The sequence below is a fragment of the Pseudomonas sp. GL-RE-29 genome, from assembly GCF_019947275.1.
Lineage (GTDB): Bacteria > Pseudomonadota > Gammaproteobacteria > Pseudomonadales > Pseudomonadaceae > Aquipseudomonas > Aquipseudomonas fluorescens_A.
The window spans coordinates 59,892-75,367 of sequence record NZ_JAGYGD010000014.1; the positions used below are offsets into that span (position 1 = coordinate 59,892).

Sequence of the window (15,476 nt, forward strand, 5' to 3'; positions counted from 1 at the left end):
TCGCTATGTTTGGCCCACCTTCTTGAATCCGGAGCCTTGATCATGAGCGACAACCTGCTGAGCATCCCTTGCACCACCATCAAGGGCGAGCAAAAGACCCTGGCGGATTTCGCTGGTAAAGCCGTGCTGGTGGTCAACACCGCCAGCAAATGCGGTTTCACCCCGCAATACAAAGGTCTCGAAGAACTGTGGCAGACCTACAAGGATCAAGGCTTGGTGGTGCTGGGCTTTCCCTGCAATCAGTTCGGCAAGCAGGAACCGGGCAACGAAGGAGCGATCAGCGAGTTCTGCGAGCTGAATTACGGGGTCAGTTTCCCGCTGTTCAAAAAAATCGAAGTCAACGGCGCCGACGCCCATCCGCTGTTCGTGCAACTGAAAAAGCGTGCACCGGGTGTACTGGGCTCCCAGGGCATCAAGTGGAACTTCACTAAATTCCTGATCGGCAAGGACGGTCAGTTGGTCAAGCGCTTTGCTCCGGCGACCAAGCCGCAGGACTTGAGCCGCGAGATTGAAGCTCTGCTCAAATGAATACTTTGTCCGTCGACTCGCTGAACCTCGACAGCCAGCTCTGCTTCAAGCTCTATGCTGCTTCCCGGGCGGTGATCCGGGCTTATAAGCCGATGCTTGATCAGTTGGGCCTGACGTACCCGCAATACCTCGCGATGCTGGTGTTGTGGGAATGGCAGGAGAACGCCCCCGAGCAGCCGACCGTCAAGGCCTTGGGCGAACGTCTGGCGCTGGATTCCGGCACGCTGACGCCGTTGCTCAAGCGTCTCGAGCAGCTGCAACTGGTTCAGCGCCAGCGTTCGGCGCGGGATGAGCGGGAGGTGCATTTAAGCCTGTCGCCAGCCGGGCGGGCGTTGCGCGATCAGGTCGGGCCGTTGAAGGCTCGCCTGTTGTGTGACAGCGGCGTGGATCTGAATCGCTTGAATGACCTGCGCGATGGCCTCGATCACCTGTTGGGGCAAATCAAGGCACTGACGTAACGGGTATCCACACGTCCAGTAGCGCCGCGAGTTCTTCCCGGCGAAAGGGTTTGGCCAGATAGTCGCTCATGCCTGCCGCACGGCAGCGTTCGCGTTCTTCGGACATGGCGTTGGCGGTCAGGGCCACGATCGGCAACTGCGGCCAGCGTCCACTGCGGCGGATTTGTCGACTGGCTTCATAGCCATCCATCACCGGCATATTGCAGTCCATCAATACCAGGTCGAATTCACGATTCTCCAGCTGATCCAGTGCTTCGACGCCGTGAGCGGCAACAATCACCTCGCAGCCGAGTTTGCCGAGCATGCCTTTGGCCACCAGTTGATTGACCGGGTTGTCCTCGACCAACAGCACGCGGCCGCGTCGTTGTGGGGAGTGACTGTCGACCTGGATATTGTCGATGGTGCCGGTTTCCGGCAGCAGAATTCTTCGCAAGGTCTGATATAGCGCGTTGCGGGCCAATGGACGGGCCTGTTGTTGCAAAGGCGCAAGGGCGTTGATTTCCTCACTGGGCATGAAACTGCCGTAAGCGGTCACCAGCAGTATCGGTGCGGTGAAAGTCGGGCGCAGATTAAACAGGCATTCAGGGCAATCAGTGATCAGGACATCGGGGGCGAGGCCGATCATCGGGTCCTCAATAGAGCGCTGCTGATAGTCCAGCCCCCAACCGGGTAACAGACTGTTCAGCAGTTCCGCCAGGCCGCTACCGGCAGCGGTAATGGCGATGACTTTGCCCTGCAAGGGAGATGGGCAAAGCGCCCGAGTGTGGCGGGGCAGGGGGAGTTGCGCGCAGAACTGGCTGCCGAAACCCGCTTCCGAGCTGATGGTGAGGCGCCCTTGCATGGCTTCGCAGAGGTTGTAGGTCAGGGCCAGGCCCAACCCGGTGCCACCAAACTGCCGGGTAATACCGGCGCCGGCCTGGGTAAAGGGCTGGAAGATTTTGACCTGGGCGTCCTGGGGAATGCCGATGCCGGTATCACAGACTTCGATTCTGACGCCGTCGCCGAATGTCGACAGGCGTACATCGACGCGACCGAAACGGGTGAACTTGAGCGCATTGGACAGCAGGTTGCTGACGATCTGCCGGACCCGGGTCGGGTCACCGAGTACCAATGCCGGGAAGTCCGGAGCGATCAGGCAAGTCAGCTCGACACTCGGCGCGGCGTTCTGCGACAGCAGGTTGGCGGTGTCTTCCACCAGTGAGCCGAGGTCGAACGGGATGTGTTCGAGTTCGAGTTGACCGGCATCGAACTTCGACAGATCGAGAATATCGTTGAGCAATTCCACCAGTACCTTGCCCGAGTCATGGGCAATGGACAGTTGTTGCTGTTGCTCGGCAGTCAGCGGGCTGTCGAGGGACAGGGCGATCATCCCCAGCAAGCCATTGAGGGGCGTGCGAATTTCGTGGCTCATATTGGCGAGGAACGTCGAGCGCGCTTCAGCCATGTCCAGCGCGGTGCTGCGCGCGACTTCCAGTTCCTGATTGGATTGGCTGAGCCGGGCGTTGATCGCCTTGAGTTCCGCGGTGCGCGCCGAGACGATGTTTTCCAGTTGGCTGAGGTAGTCGGTCAGGCGGTTTTCGGCGTTGCGGCGCTGCTGAATTTCGGTCGCGACGTTTTCGAATTGCTGGTTCGCTACTTTCACCAGCACGCCGATTTCATCATTGGCATGTCCCGCTGGGCATTCCAGAGACGTCGGTTCCATGTTGCGCGTATCACGGCTGCTGAGTTCGCGGATGAGCCGCACCAGGGGCTTGGTCAACATCACATAAAACAGTGCGAGCAAAATCCCGGTCAGGATCAGGCTACGGGCGAAGCCATTGAGCAGGGTCACTTCGGCCCGACGCAGGAACCGGTAACCAAATGAGTAAGTGTCAACGTCCAGTTGCAGCGTGCCGAGGGATTCGTTCGGCAAGTGGCCCAGATAGAGTCGATCTTCGAACTGTCGGTGGGCGCCGAACAGGAAGTCGCTTAGCACCCGATAGCCGCTTTGCAGGCCCGGACGCTTGACGTTGGCCAGCACGTTGCCGTTGTTGTCGGTGAGTTTCGCGCCGATGATCGCCGGTGAGCGCAGCAGGCCCAGGGTCAGTTCCTGGGCGAGTTCGGCGTCGATGTTGTAGGCGATCCGTGACGCAGGGTTGTGACTGATTTCCAGCAAAGACAGTATTTCGCGGTTGATGGAGGCGTCTTCACTGGCATAATCGATGCCTATTTGCAGCAGGCTGAGCAGCAGGCCCAGAACGAAACCGACCAGCACGGTAAGCCGTGCTTGTTTGTAGGACAGCCGGTTGGTGAACTTGATGTCCATGGGGTGTTGAACCACTTCCTTTTCCCTTCACTGCTCAAGCATAGTCGATCATGCATCGAAGCCGATGTTCTCGCGAGCCCCGGTGTAAGGGGTCAACCGTTCATCGAACGGTGTTTTTCGTCGCTGTAGCGCCATCATTACTGTGAACGTGTCCGAGGAGAAGACGTGGATTCCCGATTGAATGCTTTTCTTGAACGCGCCGATGCGGTCCTGGCCCGTATCGAGCCGCTGTTGCCCACCCCTCGGCAAGCCATCGACTGGACCCACAGCCTGGCTGCGCGCTGGCAGCGCGAGGGCCGCAGTGGTTTTCTGCTGCCGTTGGAAGTCAGCCTGGATATGCGCCTGTCCGATCTGATCGGCGTTGATCGGCAAGTGGAGCAACTGGGGCGCAATACGCAACAGTTCCTCGATGGCATGCCGGCCAACCACGCCTTGCTCTGGGGGTCGCGCGGCACCGGCAAATCATCGCTGGTGCGGGCCTTGCTGGCTGAGCACGCGAATGCCGGTTTGCGTCTGATCGAGATCGAACGCGATCATTTGGCAGACCTGCCGCGCGTGGTCGAACAGATCGCCAAGCTGCCCCAGCGATTCGTGTTGTTTTGCGATGACCTGTCGTTCGAATCCGGCGAGGGCGACTATCGCGTGCTCAAGAGCGTGCTCGACGGTTCGCTGGAACAGGCGCCGGATAACGTTTTGCTGTACGCCACCTCCAACCGTCGCCACCTGGTGCCGGAGAAGGAAAGCGATAACGAAAACTGGAAACGCGTCGACGGCGAACTGCACCCCAGCGAAGCGGTGGAAGACAAGATCGCCCTGTCGGACCGTTTCGGCCTGTGGCTGTCGTTCTATCCGTTTACCCAGGAACACTTCCTCAACGTGGTCGAGCACTGGATCGGTCAACTGGCCGACAAGGCTGGCCTTGCGTGGCAGCGCGACGAGGAACTGGACATCCTGGCGGTGCGCTGGGCCACGGGCCGGGGCAATCGCAACGGGCGTTGCGCGTATCAATTTGCCCGCTATTGGGTGGGGCTGAAACTGTTGGAGCACAAGGCATGATCGATTTACAAAAGAGCGGCCAGGGTCTCGAAGGCTACGGCATGCTGCACGCGCAGCTTGAGTCTCTGTTGGCGGACGAGCGGGATTTCATCGCTAACGCTGCGCAGTTTTCCGCGTTCCTGTTCAATCAACTCGATGACCTGAACTGGGCTGGTTTTTACCTCAATCGCAATGAAGAACTGGTGCTTGGCCCGTTCCAGGGGCAAATCGCCTGCGTGCGGATTCCGTTCGGCCGGGGCGTGTGTGGTGCGGCGGCGGCAACCTTGCAGACTCAACGGGTCGAAGATGTGCACGCGTTCCCTGGCCATATCGCTTGTGACAGTGCGTCGAACAGTGAACTGGTCGTGCCGTTGGTCAAGGAGGGCCGGTTGATCGGCGTGCTTGACCTCGATAGCCCGAAGCTCGCGCGTTTCACCGCGCAGGATCAGGCCGGTATCGAGCAACTGGCGGCGATTTTCCTGCGCCTGACCGATTGCTGATCAAACCTTCAGGCCGGCCTTCATCAGCAGGCCTGTATGGTCCACCGCATCGATCTGCTGCGGGTCGAGGAAACGTTCGGCGTACTTCAAATAGATGTGCGCGTTGATGAACAGCCCGAACAGTTCGGGGTCAATGTGGGCGTCCCGGCACATGAAAGCCATGATGCCCAGCGCTTCGCTCAACGACTTGGCTTTCTTGTAAGGTCGGTCAGCGGCGGTCAGCGCTTCGAAAATATCGGCAATCGCCATCATTCGTGCCGGCAGGCTCATCTCTTCGCGCTGCAAGCGTTTGGGGTAACCGCTGCCGTCCATTTTTTCGTGATGGCCGCCGGCGATTTCCGGGACGTTGCGCAAGTGACCGGGAAAGGGCAGGTGGCTGAGCATCAGAATCGTTTGCACCATGTGGTGATTGATGATGTAGCGCTCTTCGCTCGTCAGGGTGCCTCGGGTGATGCTCAGGTTGTAGAGTTCGCCGCGGTTGTACTTGTAACGCGGCACATCGAGTTTGAATCCCCAGGGATTATCCGGCGCAATCAATTCGGCTTCATCCCGTTCGAACAGATGCTCGGGTTTGTCCGCCAGCAGCGGTTCAGTGACCGGCAGTGTAGGTGCCGGGGTGCGGGCCTGACGGCGGTTCTCTTCCCAGGAAACCCCAAGCCGGTCATCCAGCGTTCGAGTCCAGCTGCGCTGGGCGATGCTGCGCAGGCGTTGCAGGTCGGCTTCGGCCATGGCTTCGCCGCCAAGATTGCAGCGGGCAATGAAGGCGAAATCATCGTCCAGTTCCGCTAACGTGCCATCGCGCAGTTGCGCAAGGTGCTGCTCGTCGCCGCCGAGTGAGATGGCCTGCCAATAACTGATCCAGGCGTCGCGCTTGAGGACTTCGAAGCGGGTGCGGATTTCGTGGATGCGGTCATTGAGGGTTTCCAGCTTCGTGGCTTTGTCGACGACGTATTCCGGCGTGGTGACCTTGCCACAGTCGTGCAACCAGGCCGCGATATGCAGCGCCTCCCAATCATCCTCGGTGGGCTGATAGCTGCGGAAGGCCGGCTCCTGGCTGGCCGCGGCGGCTTGTGCCAGCATCAACGTCAACTCCGGAACGCGCTGACAATGCCCGCCGGTGTAGGGGCTTTTGGCGTCAATCGCGCCTGCCAGCAGTTTGATAAAGGCGTCCAACAATTGTTTTTGCCGGGCTTGCAGACGCTGGCTTTCGATACTCACGGCGGCTGCACCGGAAATGGCCTGCAGAAATGCAATGCGGTCCGGGCGGAGTTTTTCCAGGTCACTCTGATTGCCGCTATCGGCCAACAGAAATATCAGCAGGCCCACGGTTTCGTTGTGCCGATTGTGCAAGCGGATGCCAATCAGATGAACGCGAGGGCAGGTCAGTTCGAGCAACACTTTCTGCAAGTCCCCCGCCTGTTCGAAACCCAGATGGGTTACCACACTGTCGGCGGACGATAGTCGCTGTAGCCACGCCGGGCTCTGTGGGTCATGAAGCTCATGCCCGCGGACACCGAATGCAGACAGGTCTTGAGCCGCTTCGTTGATCACCAGCCCCTGGGGCTCCATGCGATCACCGTCACCTTCGCGAAGGTAAATAAGGCCGGCCTGGGCCTGGCCGATCTTCACCGTTTCAAACAGCACACGTTCCAGTAACGGGGCAAAACGGGTCTCAGCGCTCAGGCTTTCGGTGATCTGGAAAAAACTCGCGAGCGTATCTTTCATGCGCGCCATCGACAGGCTCAATTGGTCGATTTCAAGCACCGGAGAGCGACGGGAGACCGGAAAATTGAAGTCGAAACTGCGAATCGCATCCGCTTCCTTCACCAGAGCGCGCAAGGGTTTGACCAGCACTCGCGACGTCAACCAGCCCAGTGGCACACATAACAGCAAAATTGCCAGGGTAATCAGGGCACCTTGCCAGCGCATGCGATAGGCGTCGGCGAGCAGTTCATCTTCCGGCACCAGCAGCGCCAGTTGCAGCCCTTGGGGGCCGCCTTCCTGCATGCTGCTACGCGCCACGATCCATTGACGTCCGGCAGCATCCAGGCGATTGCCTTCCGGGGGATTGTCGAGCAAAGCACCCAGGCTGGGGTTCAGGTCGGCGGCTTTTATCAGACGGGCCGTTTGATCATCGACGATCAGTCGGGTGCTGTCGGGGTAAGCGATGGCATTGCCCTTGGCATCGAACAACACGATCTCGGTAGCGGGTGTCACCACATGTTTGGCCAGGGTGGCGCTGAGTTCTTCCAGGGTCAGGTCGGCACCCATGACGGCGCTATCGCCACTGCGCCGTGCCAGGGTGGTGCCGACGTTGTGGGTGGAGAAAAAGACGTAGGGTTCGGTGGTGATCTGATCGTTGTCGCGCTTGGCGCTGGAAAACCACGCGCGGCTTCGTGGATCGTAGGTGTCGCCGGGGTTGTCCTGACGACTGATGAGCGCCAGGTCCTGATCGAAAAACAAGGATTGGGAATGAGCCTGGCCGGTGTCGTTGCGCTCAATGCTCCACACCTGATAAGCCGCTGATTCCGGAGCTTTGAGCTGCGTTTTCAGATTGGAAGTTCGCAGCGGGCGAACCATGAAAAAATCACCGGTGGCGTAGCCGATGTACAGCGACGCCAGATCGGGATTGTCCTTGAGCGATTGGCTGAAGGGTTGGAGCAGTGCCAGACGTTGCACGAGATCCGGTGCCTGCATCGCTGGGTTGTGCACCAACAAACTGAGCAGGTGACGAATCGGCTCGTAGGTCGCGTGCAGGTCCAGGCGGACATCCTGCTCAATGCGGTTAAACAGCTTTTCACTGCTGGACAGAATGATCTGCGTGGTTTGCCGATAGTTGAAAATGCCCAGTACCACTCCGGTCAACAACAGCAGGAAGGTGAACATCACGCTGATATGAACGTGCAGGGGAAGCCGCCGTTGTTCCGGGCGCAGTGGGCTGGGCATGCAGGTCACTCCATGATGGTTAACACACTGCTCAGCGTCCAAGCATAGTTAAGGCTCTATCATTCTGCTTTCGTCGTTTTGCGCGATTTGTTTCAGCAATGCCTGGTCCAGCTCAAGCAGGGCGCGCTCCATGATTTTGCAGGAATCGGCCACTTTGTCGGGTTGGAATTCATCACGACAGGCGGCTTCGAGCGTTTCGCAGGAATCGATCAGTCGCGCGGCCTGAACGATTCGGGCGGCACCTTTGATTTTGTGGGCAATGTCGAGAAATAACTGGCGATTCGTGGAACCGGACAGCGCCAACAATTCTTCTCGGTCCAGATGGTTGCTGTTCAATAGTTCGGTCAACAATCGCCGGTTCAATACCGGATTACCCCCGGTCATCAGCTCAAATCCTTCCAGGCTGAAGGCCGGGCCGAGGGCGGTGGGCTCTATGCCCTCAACCCACTGGCTCAAAGCGGTCAGGGTCAAGGGTTTGAACAGACAGTCATCCATCCCGGCTTGCTTGCACCGTAGAATTTCCTCCGGCTGCGCATTGGCGGTAAAGCCCAGCACCGTGCAAGGAGGTTGTTGCGTCTGTTGTTCCTGTCGGCGAATGGCTTTTGCAAGTTCGTAGCCATTCATGACCGGCATGTTGCAGTCGGCGATCACCAGATCGTACGTGCCGCTTTTCCACACCTCGAATCCGGCCTGACCATCGGCCGCCGTGCTGAATCGATGACCCAGAAACTCCAGTTGCTGACACATCAGCAGGCGATTGGCGGCGTGATCATCGACCACCAGCACGTTCAAAGGCGCGGTTATGGCAGGGATTTGTGCTTCAGCCATTTTGACTCCGGTTTCAGGTGGGAGAGTGGGCAGTTGCAGTGACATTTCGACTTGCGTACCGACCCCCGGCTGGCTGCTCAACTGCAAGCTGCCACCCATCCTTTCGCACAAGCTGCGGCTGATCACCAGGCCCAGCCCGGTACCCCGCCTCGCTGACGGTCCGGCGCTATCAGCCTGAGCGAAAGGCTCGAACAGGCGCTGCTGATCCCGTTCGCTGATCCCAATACCGCTGTCCTGAACCTGCAACAGCATGTGAACCTGTTCGAGATCGGCGCCAGGATTCAGGGTGACGATAATCCTGATCTGGCCCTGCTCGGTGAACTTGATGGCGTTGCTAACCAGATTCGACAGCACTTGCTTGAAGCGCAGCGGGTCCAGCAGGACATCGAACGCTGGATCGACCGGATTGAATTCCAGCACCAGGTCGAGATTTTTCTGCCGGGCCAGGCCGTCGAAGATTCGCACCACCGAGGCGACGGTTTCCCACAGGTTGGCACGTTGCGGGCTCAGGCTCAGGTGTCCAGATTCGATTCGCGCAATGTCGAGAATATCTCCGATCAGTTCCAGCAAATCCTTGGCCGAGTGATACGCGACGTCGATGGCGGGACGATCCGGGTGATCCTGTTCGATACGCTTGAGCTTCAATTCGAGCATACCGATGACCGCATTCATCGGCGTGCGGATTTCATGGCTCATGGTCGCGAGAAAGGTGCTTTTCGCACGATTGGCTTCATCGGCTCGTTCTTTGGCGCAACGCAAGTCGTCCAACAGTTGCCGCCGCTCGCTGATGTCAACCCAGCCACCGATGATGCCTTGCACTTCACCGCTTGAGTCGCGGTAGGGAAGGATCCAGTGATAGATCGTCAACCGACGACTGCCAATGTGCAGCGGGCGATCAAGTATCAGCGGTTTTCCCTCGGCGACGACACGTTGGTAGTCAGCGTGATACTCCCGCGCTTCGAAGGCATTGCTCAGGACGCCCTGGATGCAGTTTTTGCCGATGACGTCTTCGCGCTGGGTGCCAAAGGCCAGCAGATAACTGTCATTGCAGCTTTGCAGCAAACCCTGACGATCACGCACGTATATCGGGTGAGGGGTGCCATTGACCAGCGAACGCATAAATTCAAATTGATCGTTCAAAGCGCGCTCGGCCGTCTTGCGCTGGTTGATCTGGCGCCGCATGTACGCGTTCCAGGCCACGGAAATCAATAACAGTACGCTGGCGCCGATGACGATTTGATAGAACAGCCGTTGGTAGTTGCGCCACGTGTTTTGTGTGGATGCCGAATAACCACGCCAGCGGCTGTTGATGATGCCCAATTCTTCCGGCGCGATGCTCAGCAGCGCCTTGTTGAGAATGTCATTGAGCTCCTTGGCGTCCCGCCCCGTCGCCAGGGAGAAAGCGGCCTGCTCCGTGCCGATCGTGGTGCTGATCTGGAGGGTGTGTTCGAAGAGTCGCGATGAAATGAAATAGTTGGCGATCACCAATGAATTGACCGTACCTTCGGCCCGTCCCTCGGCCAACATTTCTACGGCGCTGAATGTGTCCGGGGTTTCGATGAGGTGTATCTGCGGGAACTCGTTACGCAGGTAATCCATCAGCGGATTGCCTTGGGCGATGGCCAGGCGCTTGCCCTCAAGCTGCGCAAGGTTGGTCGGGCTGTCGGTTCCCTTGCGTGTCAGCAGGACATAGGAGTTTTGTAGATACGGACGGCTGAAGTTCAGCAACGTGTCTCGATGCGCGCTGGGGAGCAGTGCGGCTATCAAGTCAGCCTGGTTGTCGTTGATGCGCTGGATCATTTCGCTGTCGTTGCGGCTGCGCTGGATGTCGAAACGCAAGCCTGTGCGTAGTCTGATCAGTTCAAGCAGGTCCGCGGCAACGCCCCGAAAGTTGCCGTCATTATCAAAAAACGTCAGTGGTGCGAGCGCCTCATTGGCCACCACGCGAACCACTGGATGCTGTGCCAGCCAACGTTCTTCGCTGTAACTGAGCTCCAGTTTGTGATCGGTGAGCAGGATGTCACTTCCGGCACTCCATCGCTTGGCGATGTTTTCTCGTTCGCTGGTGGGGATGGCCATGAGCATCGTATTGATGATGCCGAGCAGTTCCGGATTGTTCTTGCGTACGGCAAAGCTGAAACCATGCGCTTCGTGTTTGCCAAAATTGGCCATGCGGATGTTGTTCAGGTACCCCTTGTTGATCATGTAGTGGGTAGAAATGGTATCGCCGAGAAACACGTCAGCCTGGTCAAAAGCTACGGCATTGATCGCATTCTGGTACGACGGATAGGACGTGATGATCGCCTTCGGGTACAGGGCCTTCACTTCCTCCAGCGGCAAATAGTGATACACCATGCTCAGCCGCAGGCCTGCGAGGCCATCGGTCAGCGACCGGGTTTCCCCTTCACGCGTGACCAGCACCGGTTGATCCACGGCATAGGGTGTGGAGAGCACGATTTCAGCATTGTGCGCCTCGAAGCCATTGGCGGTGCCGAGCAGATCGACTTCGCCCCTTTCGAGCGCCTCGATTGCAGCGCCCCGGGACGCAAAGCGCTGAACCTTGATAGGCAAACCGGTGACTTTTCCAAGAATACCTGCGTAGTCGGCAGTGAAGCCTTCATAGTCGCGGCCGCTGATGGTCAGGTCGAAGGGGGGATAATCCGGTGCTGATGTTCCAAGGAGCAGTTCTGTTCTGTTATCGACCCACTGTCGTTGTGATTGATCCAGTTGGACTTCCACGTGCCCGGCCGTCGAGCGACTGAGCAAGGTGTAGCGTTCACTGCCCTGGGCTGCAAACAAGGCGGTACTCAGGCATAAGCCAGCGGTCATCAGAATCAGGTAATCCTTTAAACGACGGGGCATGCTGTTTCTCACACCAATGCGTTGCGTTTAGCCATTTCGATGAGTTCAACAAGGGATTTTGCCTTGAGTTTCTGCATTAGCCGTTTTTTATAAGTGCTGACTGTTTTGTTACTCAGGAACATGCCTTTGGCAATTTCCTTGTTGGTGCGACCTTGGGCAAAAAGTTGTAATACCATTAGTTCCCGATCGTTGACTGACTTGAAAAGTTCCAGTTCTGCCCAGCGTGCGTCGTCGCAACGAACCGGGTTGAGTGCTTCACTTGGAAAGTAGTTGTAACCTGACAATACCGCCTTGATTGCACTGACCAGTTCGCTGAGATCTTCTTGCTTGCAAACATATCCAGAAGCACCGGACTGCATGGAGCGAATACCAAAAAGTGTCGGTGATTGCGCAGTTAATACCAATGTTTTGAGGGGGGTGTTCATAGCGTTGAAACGGGCAAGTACTTCCAGGCCATCCAGTTTTGGAATGCTGATGTCGAGAATGACCAGATCGGGCATGCATTCACGAACCATCTGCATGGCGTCGACCCCATTATCAGTCTCGCCGACGACTTTATAGCCTTCGTGTTCCAGCAACATGCGAACGGCAAGTCGAATGACAGGGTGATCGTCGACAATAAAAACGGAGTTCATAATAAAATCCCATGCGAGCTCAAATAAAGCGCGCACCTTATCTCAGATAGTTGATGTGACGTATGAACTGACCTACCTGTAGCAGCAATATAGGAATGTTCCTACATGAGAAAAAGAAAGGGCTTACGTGCTAATTGGATTTCTGATGAGGATGTATGAAGTTTTTCATGTCTGTTTCTATATTGGTTGAATCTTTTTTACTACTGAATCAAGGTCAATAGTTTTCTGAATTCGGATTGTTTCAAGGGCTTGCTCAAGTAACCCAGCAGGGGCAGCCCATTGATGTTGGCGGTGTTTTCAAGCCTGTCCAGCTCGGCGGGTGTCAGGCTACTTAGAAGTATCGCCTGTTTGATCATCCCTCGATGACTGGCAAATTTCACCAGGTCCAGCCCGCAGAGATCGGGTAGGCATTGGTCGCATAGAAGAATATCGAAGGGTTGCACCGAGGTGAGCATTTGTTGCAATGCCCCTTCGGCACTGTCCGTGGTGGTGAGTTGAGTGAAGCCGTAGCTCTCGAGCAGACATTGAGTCGCCATGAGCTGAAACGGATGATCTTCCACCAGCAAAATACGCAGATTGTCTTTGATCATGTTATTTACGCTTCTTGTGTCGAACAAAGTAAGCGTGATTGTTTCGCGAGGATACCGGGCAATCGATCAGTTCACTCGGCATGAGTTGTAGGGGAATTCAGCGCGAGTTGAATGCCTTTCGTTTTTAGGTGGCTAATCAGCCATTACGGGAGACGTAATGGCTGAGCAGACGATTCGCATCAGTGCCGGGAGCGACCGGTCATTTCCAGCGCCATGTCGCTAGCATAGCTATCGGTCATGCCGGCGATGAAGTCGATCATCCGCAGGAATGAAGCGTGCAGAGGGCCGTGTGGATCGGGCGCGTTGTTGCCCAGCAGGTCGAGAACCCGACGGCTCTTGAAGGACGGGGTTCGACCGTTGTGTTGTTCCAGCGCCGCGCCACAGAAGGCGTTGAGCAGGATTTCCAGCGTCGTATATGCGCCGATTTCGTGCAGCGTCTTGCGCTTGTCCTGGAAGATTTTTTTGCGCGCCATGTCCTTGGCATTCAGGACGCAACGCTTGGCAGGACCGTGCATATGCTCCACCAGGTCGCCGGGCAGTGTACCGGCCAGCAGCGTGTCTTGTTGCTCGACGAACGCTCGGGCGGCGGCATTGGTCAGGTGTTCGATGGCTTTGCCCCGCAGGATTGCCAATTTGCGCCGACGCGAATCATCAGGACCGAGCATACGATAGGTTTCCGGCAGATCGTCGCCCACCAGGTCAAGCAACAGCGACTCGACTTCGGCGTACTCCAGCAACTCCATTTCGAGGCCGTCTTCCAGGTCGATCAAGGCGTAGCAAATGTCATCGGCGGCCTCCATCAGGTACACCAACGGATGACGTGCCCAGCGCTGGTCTTCAAGCTGAGGCAAACCGAGTTTATGGGCGATCTGCTCCAGCAGCGGCAACTCGCTCTGGTAGCAACCGAACTTATGCTTTTTGTAGCCCAGGGAGTCGGCGTGTTTTGCCGTCCATGGATATTTCAGGTAGGTACCAAGGGTGGCGTAGGTCAGGCGCGTGCCGCCGTCGAACTGGTGATACTCAAGTTGCGTCAGAACCCGAAAGCCTTGGGCGTTACCTTCGAAATTGAGGAAGTCATTGCGTTCGGCTTCGCTCATTGCATCCAGCCAGCCACGACCGGCAGCCTGCTGGAACCAGTGCCGAATCGCATCTTCGCCGGAGTGGCCGAAAGGGGGATTGCCGATGTCATGGGCCAGGCAAGCCGATTGCACCACCATTCCCAGGTCACTCGGATCGCACCAGTCGGGCAGGGCGCTACGGATGGTTTCGCCCACGCGCATACCCAGGGAGCGGCCGACGCAACTGACCTCCAGCGAGTGGGTCAGGCGCGTGTGGATATGGTCGTTACTGGTGACTGGATGAACCTGGGTCTTGCGCCCCAGGCGGCGAAACGCCCCGGAGAAAATGATACGGTCATGGTCTTTGTGAAAAGGGCTGCGACCGAGCTCTTCCGGACTGTGCAGCGGTTTTCCAAGGCGTTCGCGGGTAAGCAGGGTTTGCCAATCCAAGGCTGGTTCTCTCCGTCAGGTGACTGAGCCCTTAGCTTCCCGGTTCGCAACATGACCTGCAAGCGGAACTACAGCCCGACGGCATCGATATCGATGAGCAGCAGGCGTTCGCCATTGTCGAAAAATTGCCCGGCGGTAAGGCAATACTGATTGCTGGTGGCGTCGCGGTAGGTGTTGGAGAGGGTCAGCCGACGCTCATCGCCACCTTCAGCCAGCAGGTGATAAAAGTAGGGACGCCAGGACCAGTTATGCCCCAGGTAGCGGTTGTCGGCGAACCAGCCGCTGTTGCGCCATTCAAGGTTCGGCGTCAACTGTGTTCCGAGGCGATCGCATTGATAGAAGCGCAACAGCCAGGGAAATGCATCCAGTCGTGGCAGGGCGCTCAACGGAGCGCGGGCCTGAGCCCAGGCTTGCAGGATCGCCATCAATTCGCTCAGCTGCTGACGCATGATCATCAGGCGACTGCGCTCGGCCAGTTTCTGTTGAACATAGCGTTGACGCAGTTGCGCGAAACGCTCGACGAAAGCATCGCTGGCAAAGAAGTTTTCTTGCGCCCCGGCGAACAGAAAGCCCTGCACGTAGCGTGAACCGCACTCCAGGGCGAAATTGAGTTGAGCTTCGGTTTCCACCCCTTCGGCGATGATCCAGCAACCGGTTTTCTCGGCCATTTGCGCCAGTGCCATGACCACCTCGCTGCTCGGTCCACCCAACGCCGCCGCCTGGAACAGGCGCATGTCCAGCTTGAGAATGTCCGGTTGCAATGCCAATACGCGATCGAGTTGCGAGTAGCCGGCACCGAAGTCGTCGATGGCGATGCGTGCACCGGCCTGGCGGTAACGTGCCACCACGTGTGCCAGTCGCTGGATGTCGCCACCCAGTTCGGTGATCTCGAAGACGATTCGCCGTGGATCGACGCCATGCCGGCTCAGTTGCTTGAGGCTTGGCAGCGGCTGGTCCGGACGCAAGCGGCTGATCCAGCGTGGGGAAATGTTCAGGCTGAGAAACCAGTCGGAAGGCGCCTCATGCAAACGACTCAAGGCGTTATCGCGCAGTTGGCGATCCAGGCGACGCAGGGCGATAGCATTGGTTCGCGGGTCAGCGAACAGGGGCCCAACCGACGTCAGTTGACCATTGTGCTGGCGCAGTCGACCCAGTGCCTCGACACCGGCGATACGGCCGGTGGCGGTATCGATGAACGGCTGAAAGCAGGCGAGCGGTTGCCCGTCGATCACAAGGCCTCCTTAGTAGATCTTGTTTTTGGATGGAGCCTGCTTTCCGGGT

General features: G+C 57.7%; 11 protein-coding genes. 4 read left to right on the plus strand and 7 right to left on the minus strand.

Translation table 11 applies throughout. The features are described from left to right. Positions 1 to 42 precede the first annotated feature (42 nt). Positions 43 to 528: a glutathione peroxidase gene (locus KGB21_RS13715; protein WP_008009392.1), complete on the plus strand. Its 486-nt coding sequence runs from the start codon at positions 43 to 45 to the stop codon at positions 526 to 528. Further along, on the plus strand, positions 525 to 986 hold the full coding sequence (locus KGB21_RS13720) for a MarR family winged helix-turn-helix transcriptional regulator (protein WP_034151311.1): 462 nt from the start codon (positions 525 to 527) through the stop codon (positions 984 to 986). The genes KGB21_RS13715 and KGB21_RS13720 overlap by 4 nt, the downstream gene beginning before the upstream one ends. On the opposite strand, the gene KGB21_RS13725 is transcribed toward KGB21_RS13720, so the two are convergent. Further along, on the minus strand, positions 970 to 3,291 hold the full coding sequence (locus KGB21_RS13725; protein ID WP_223505447.1) for a response regulator: 2,322 nt from the start codon (positions 3,289 to 3,291) through the stop codon (positions 970 to 972). The genes KGB21_RS13720 and KGB21_RS13725 overlap by 17 nt on opposite strands. Before the next feature lie 165 nt (positions 3,292 to 3,456). Between KGB21_RS13725 and KGB21_RS13730 the strand changes: the two genes are divergently transcribed. Next, a complete protein-coding gene (locus KGB21_RS13730) occupies positions 3,457 to 4,347 on the plus strand; it encodes an ATP-binding protein (RefSeq protein ID WP_034151313.1) in 891 nt (296 codons plus the stop codon). Then, on the plus strand, positions 4,344 to 4,826 hold the full coding sequence (locus tag KGB21_RS13735) for a GAF domain-containing protein (protein ID WP_034151314.1): 483 nt from the start codon (positions 4,344 to 4,346) through the stop codon (positions 4,824 to 4,826). Before KGB21_RS13730 ends, KGB21_RS13735 begins: the two co-directional genes overlap by 4 nt. On the opposite strand, the gene KGB21_RS13740 is transcribed toward KGB21_RS13735, so the two are convergent. The 6 genes from KGB21_RS13740 to KGB21_RS13765 all read right to left on the minus strand — a co-directional run bounded on the left by KGB21_RS13740 (position 4,827) and on the right by KGB21_RS13765 (position 15,427). After that, positions 4,827 to 7,772, minus strand: a complete 2,946-nt coding sequence (locus tag KGB21_RS13740; protein ID WP_223505416.1) for an HD domain-containing phosphohydrolase — start codon at positions 7,770 to 7,772, stop codon at positions 4,827 to 4,829. It lies immediately after the preceding gene. Positions 7,773 to 7,820: 48 nt separating this feature from the next. After that, entirely contained in the window at positions 7,821 to 11,462 is a 3,642-nt protein-coding gene (locus KGB21_RS13745; RefSeq protein ID WP_223505417.1) for a transporter substrate-binding domain-containing protein, read from the minus strand. 8 nt (positions 11,463 to 11,470) lie between these two features. Continuing rightward, positions 11,471 to 12,097, minus strand: a complete 627-nt coding sequence (locus KGB21_RS13750) for a response regulator transcription factor (protein ID WP_223505418.1) — start codon at positions 12,095 to 12,097, stop codon at positions 11,471 to 11,473. A 200-nt stretch (positions 12,098 to 12,297) separates the two neighbouring features. Beyond that, complete coding sequence (locus tag KGB21_RS13755; RefSeq protein WP_034151318.1) at positions 12,298 to 12,687, minus strand: response regulator; 390 nt, start codon at positions 12,685 to 12,687, stop codon at positions 12,298 to 12,300. A 179-nt stretch (positions 12,688 to 12,866) separates the two neighbouring features. Continuing rightward, positions 12,867 to 14,195: a deoxyguanosinetriphosphate triphosphohydrolase gene (locus tag KGB21_RS13760; protein WP_034151319.1), complete on the minus strand. Its 1,329-nt coding sequence runs from the start codon at positions 14,193 to 14,195 to the stop codon at positions 12,867 to 12,869. A gap of 68 nt (positions 14,196 to 14,263) precedes the next feature. Beyond that, positions 14,264 to 15,427: an EAL domain-containing protein gene (locus tag KGB21_RS13765; RefSeq protein WP_034151320.1), complete on the minus strand. Its 1,164-nt coding sequence runs from the start codon at positions 15,425 to 15,427 to the stop codon at positions 14,264 to 14,266. Positions 15,428 to 15,476 lie beyond the last annotated feature (49 nt).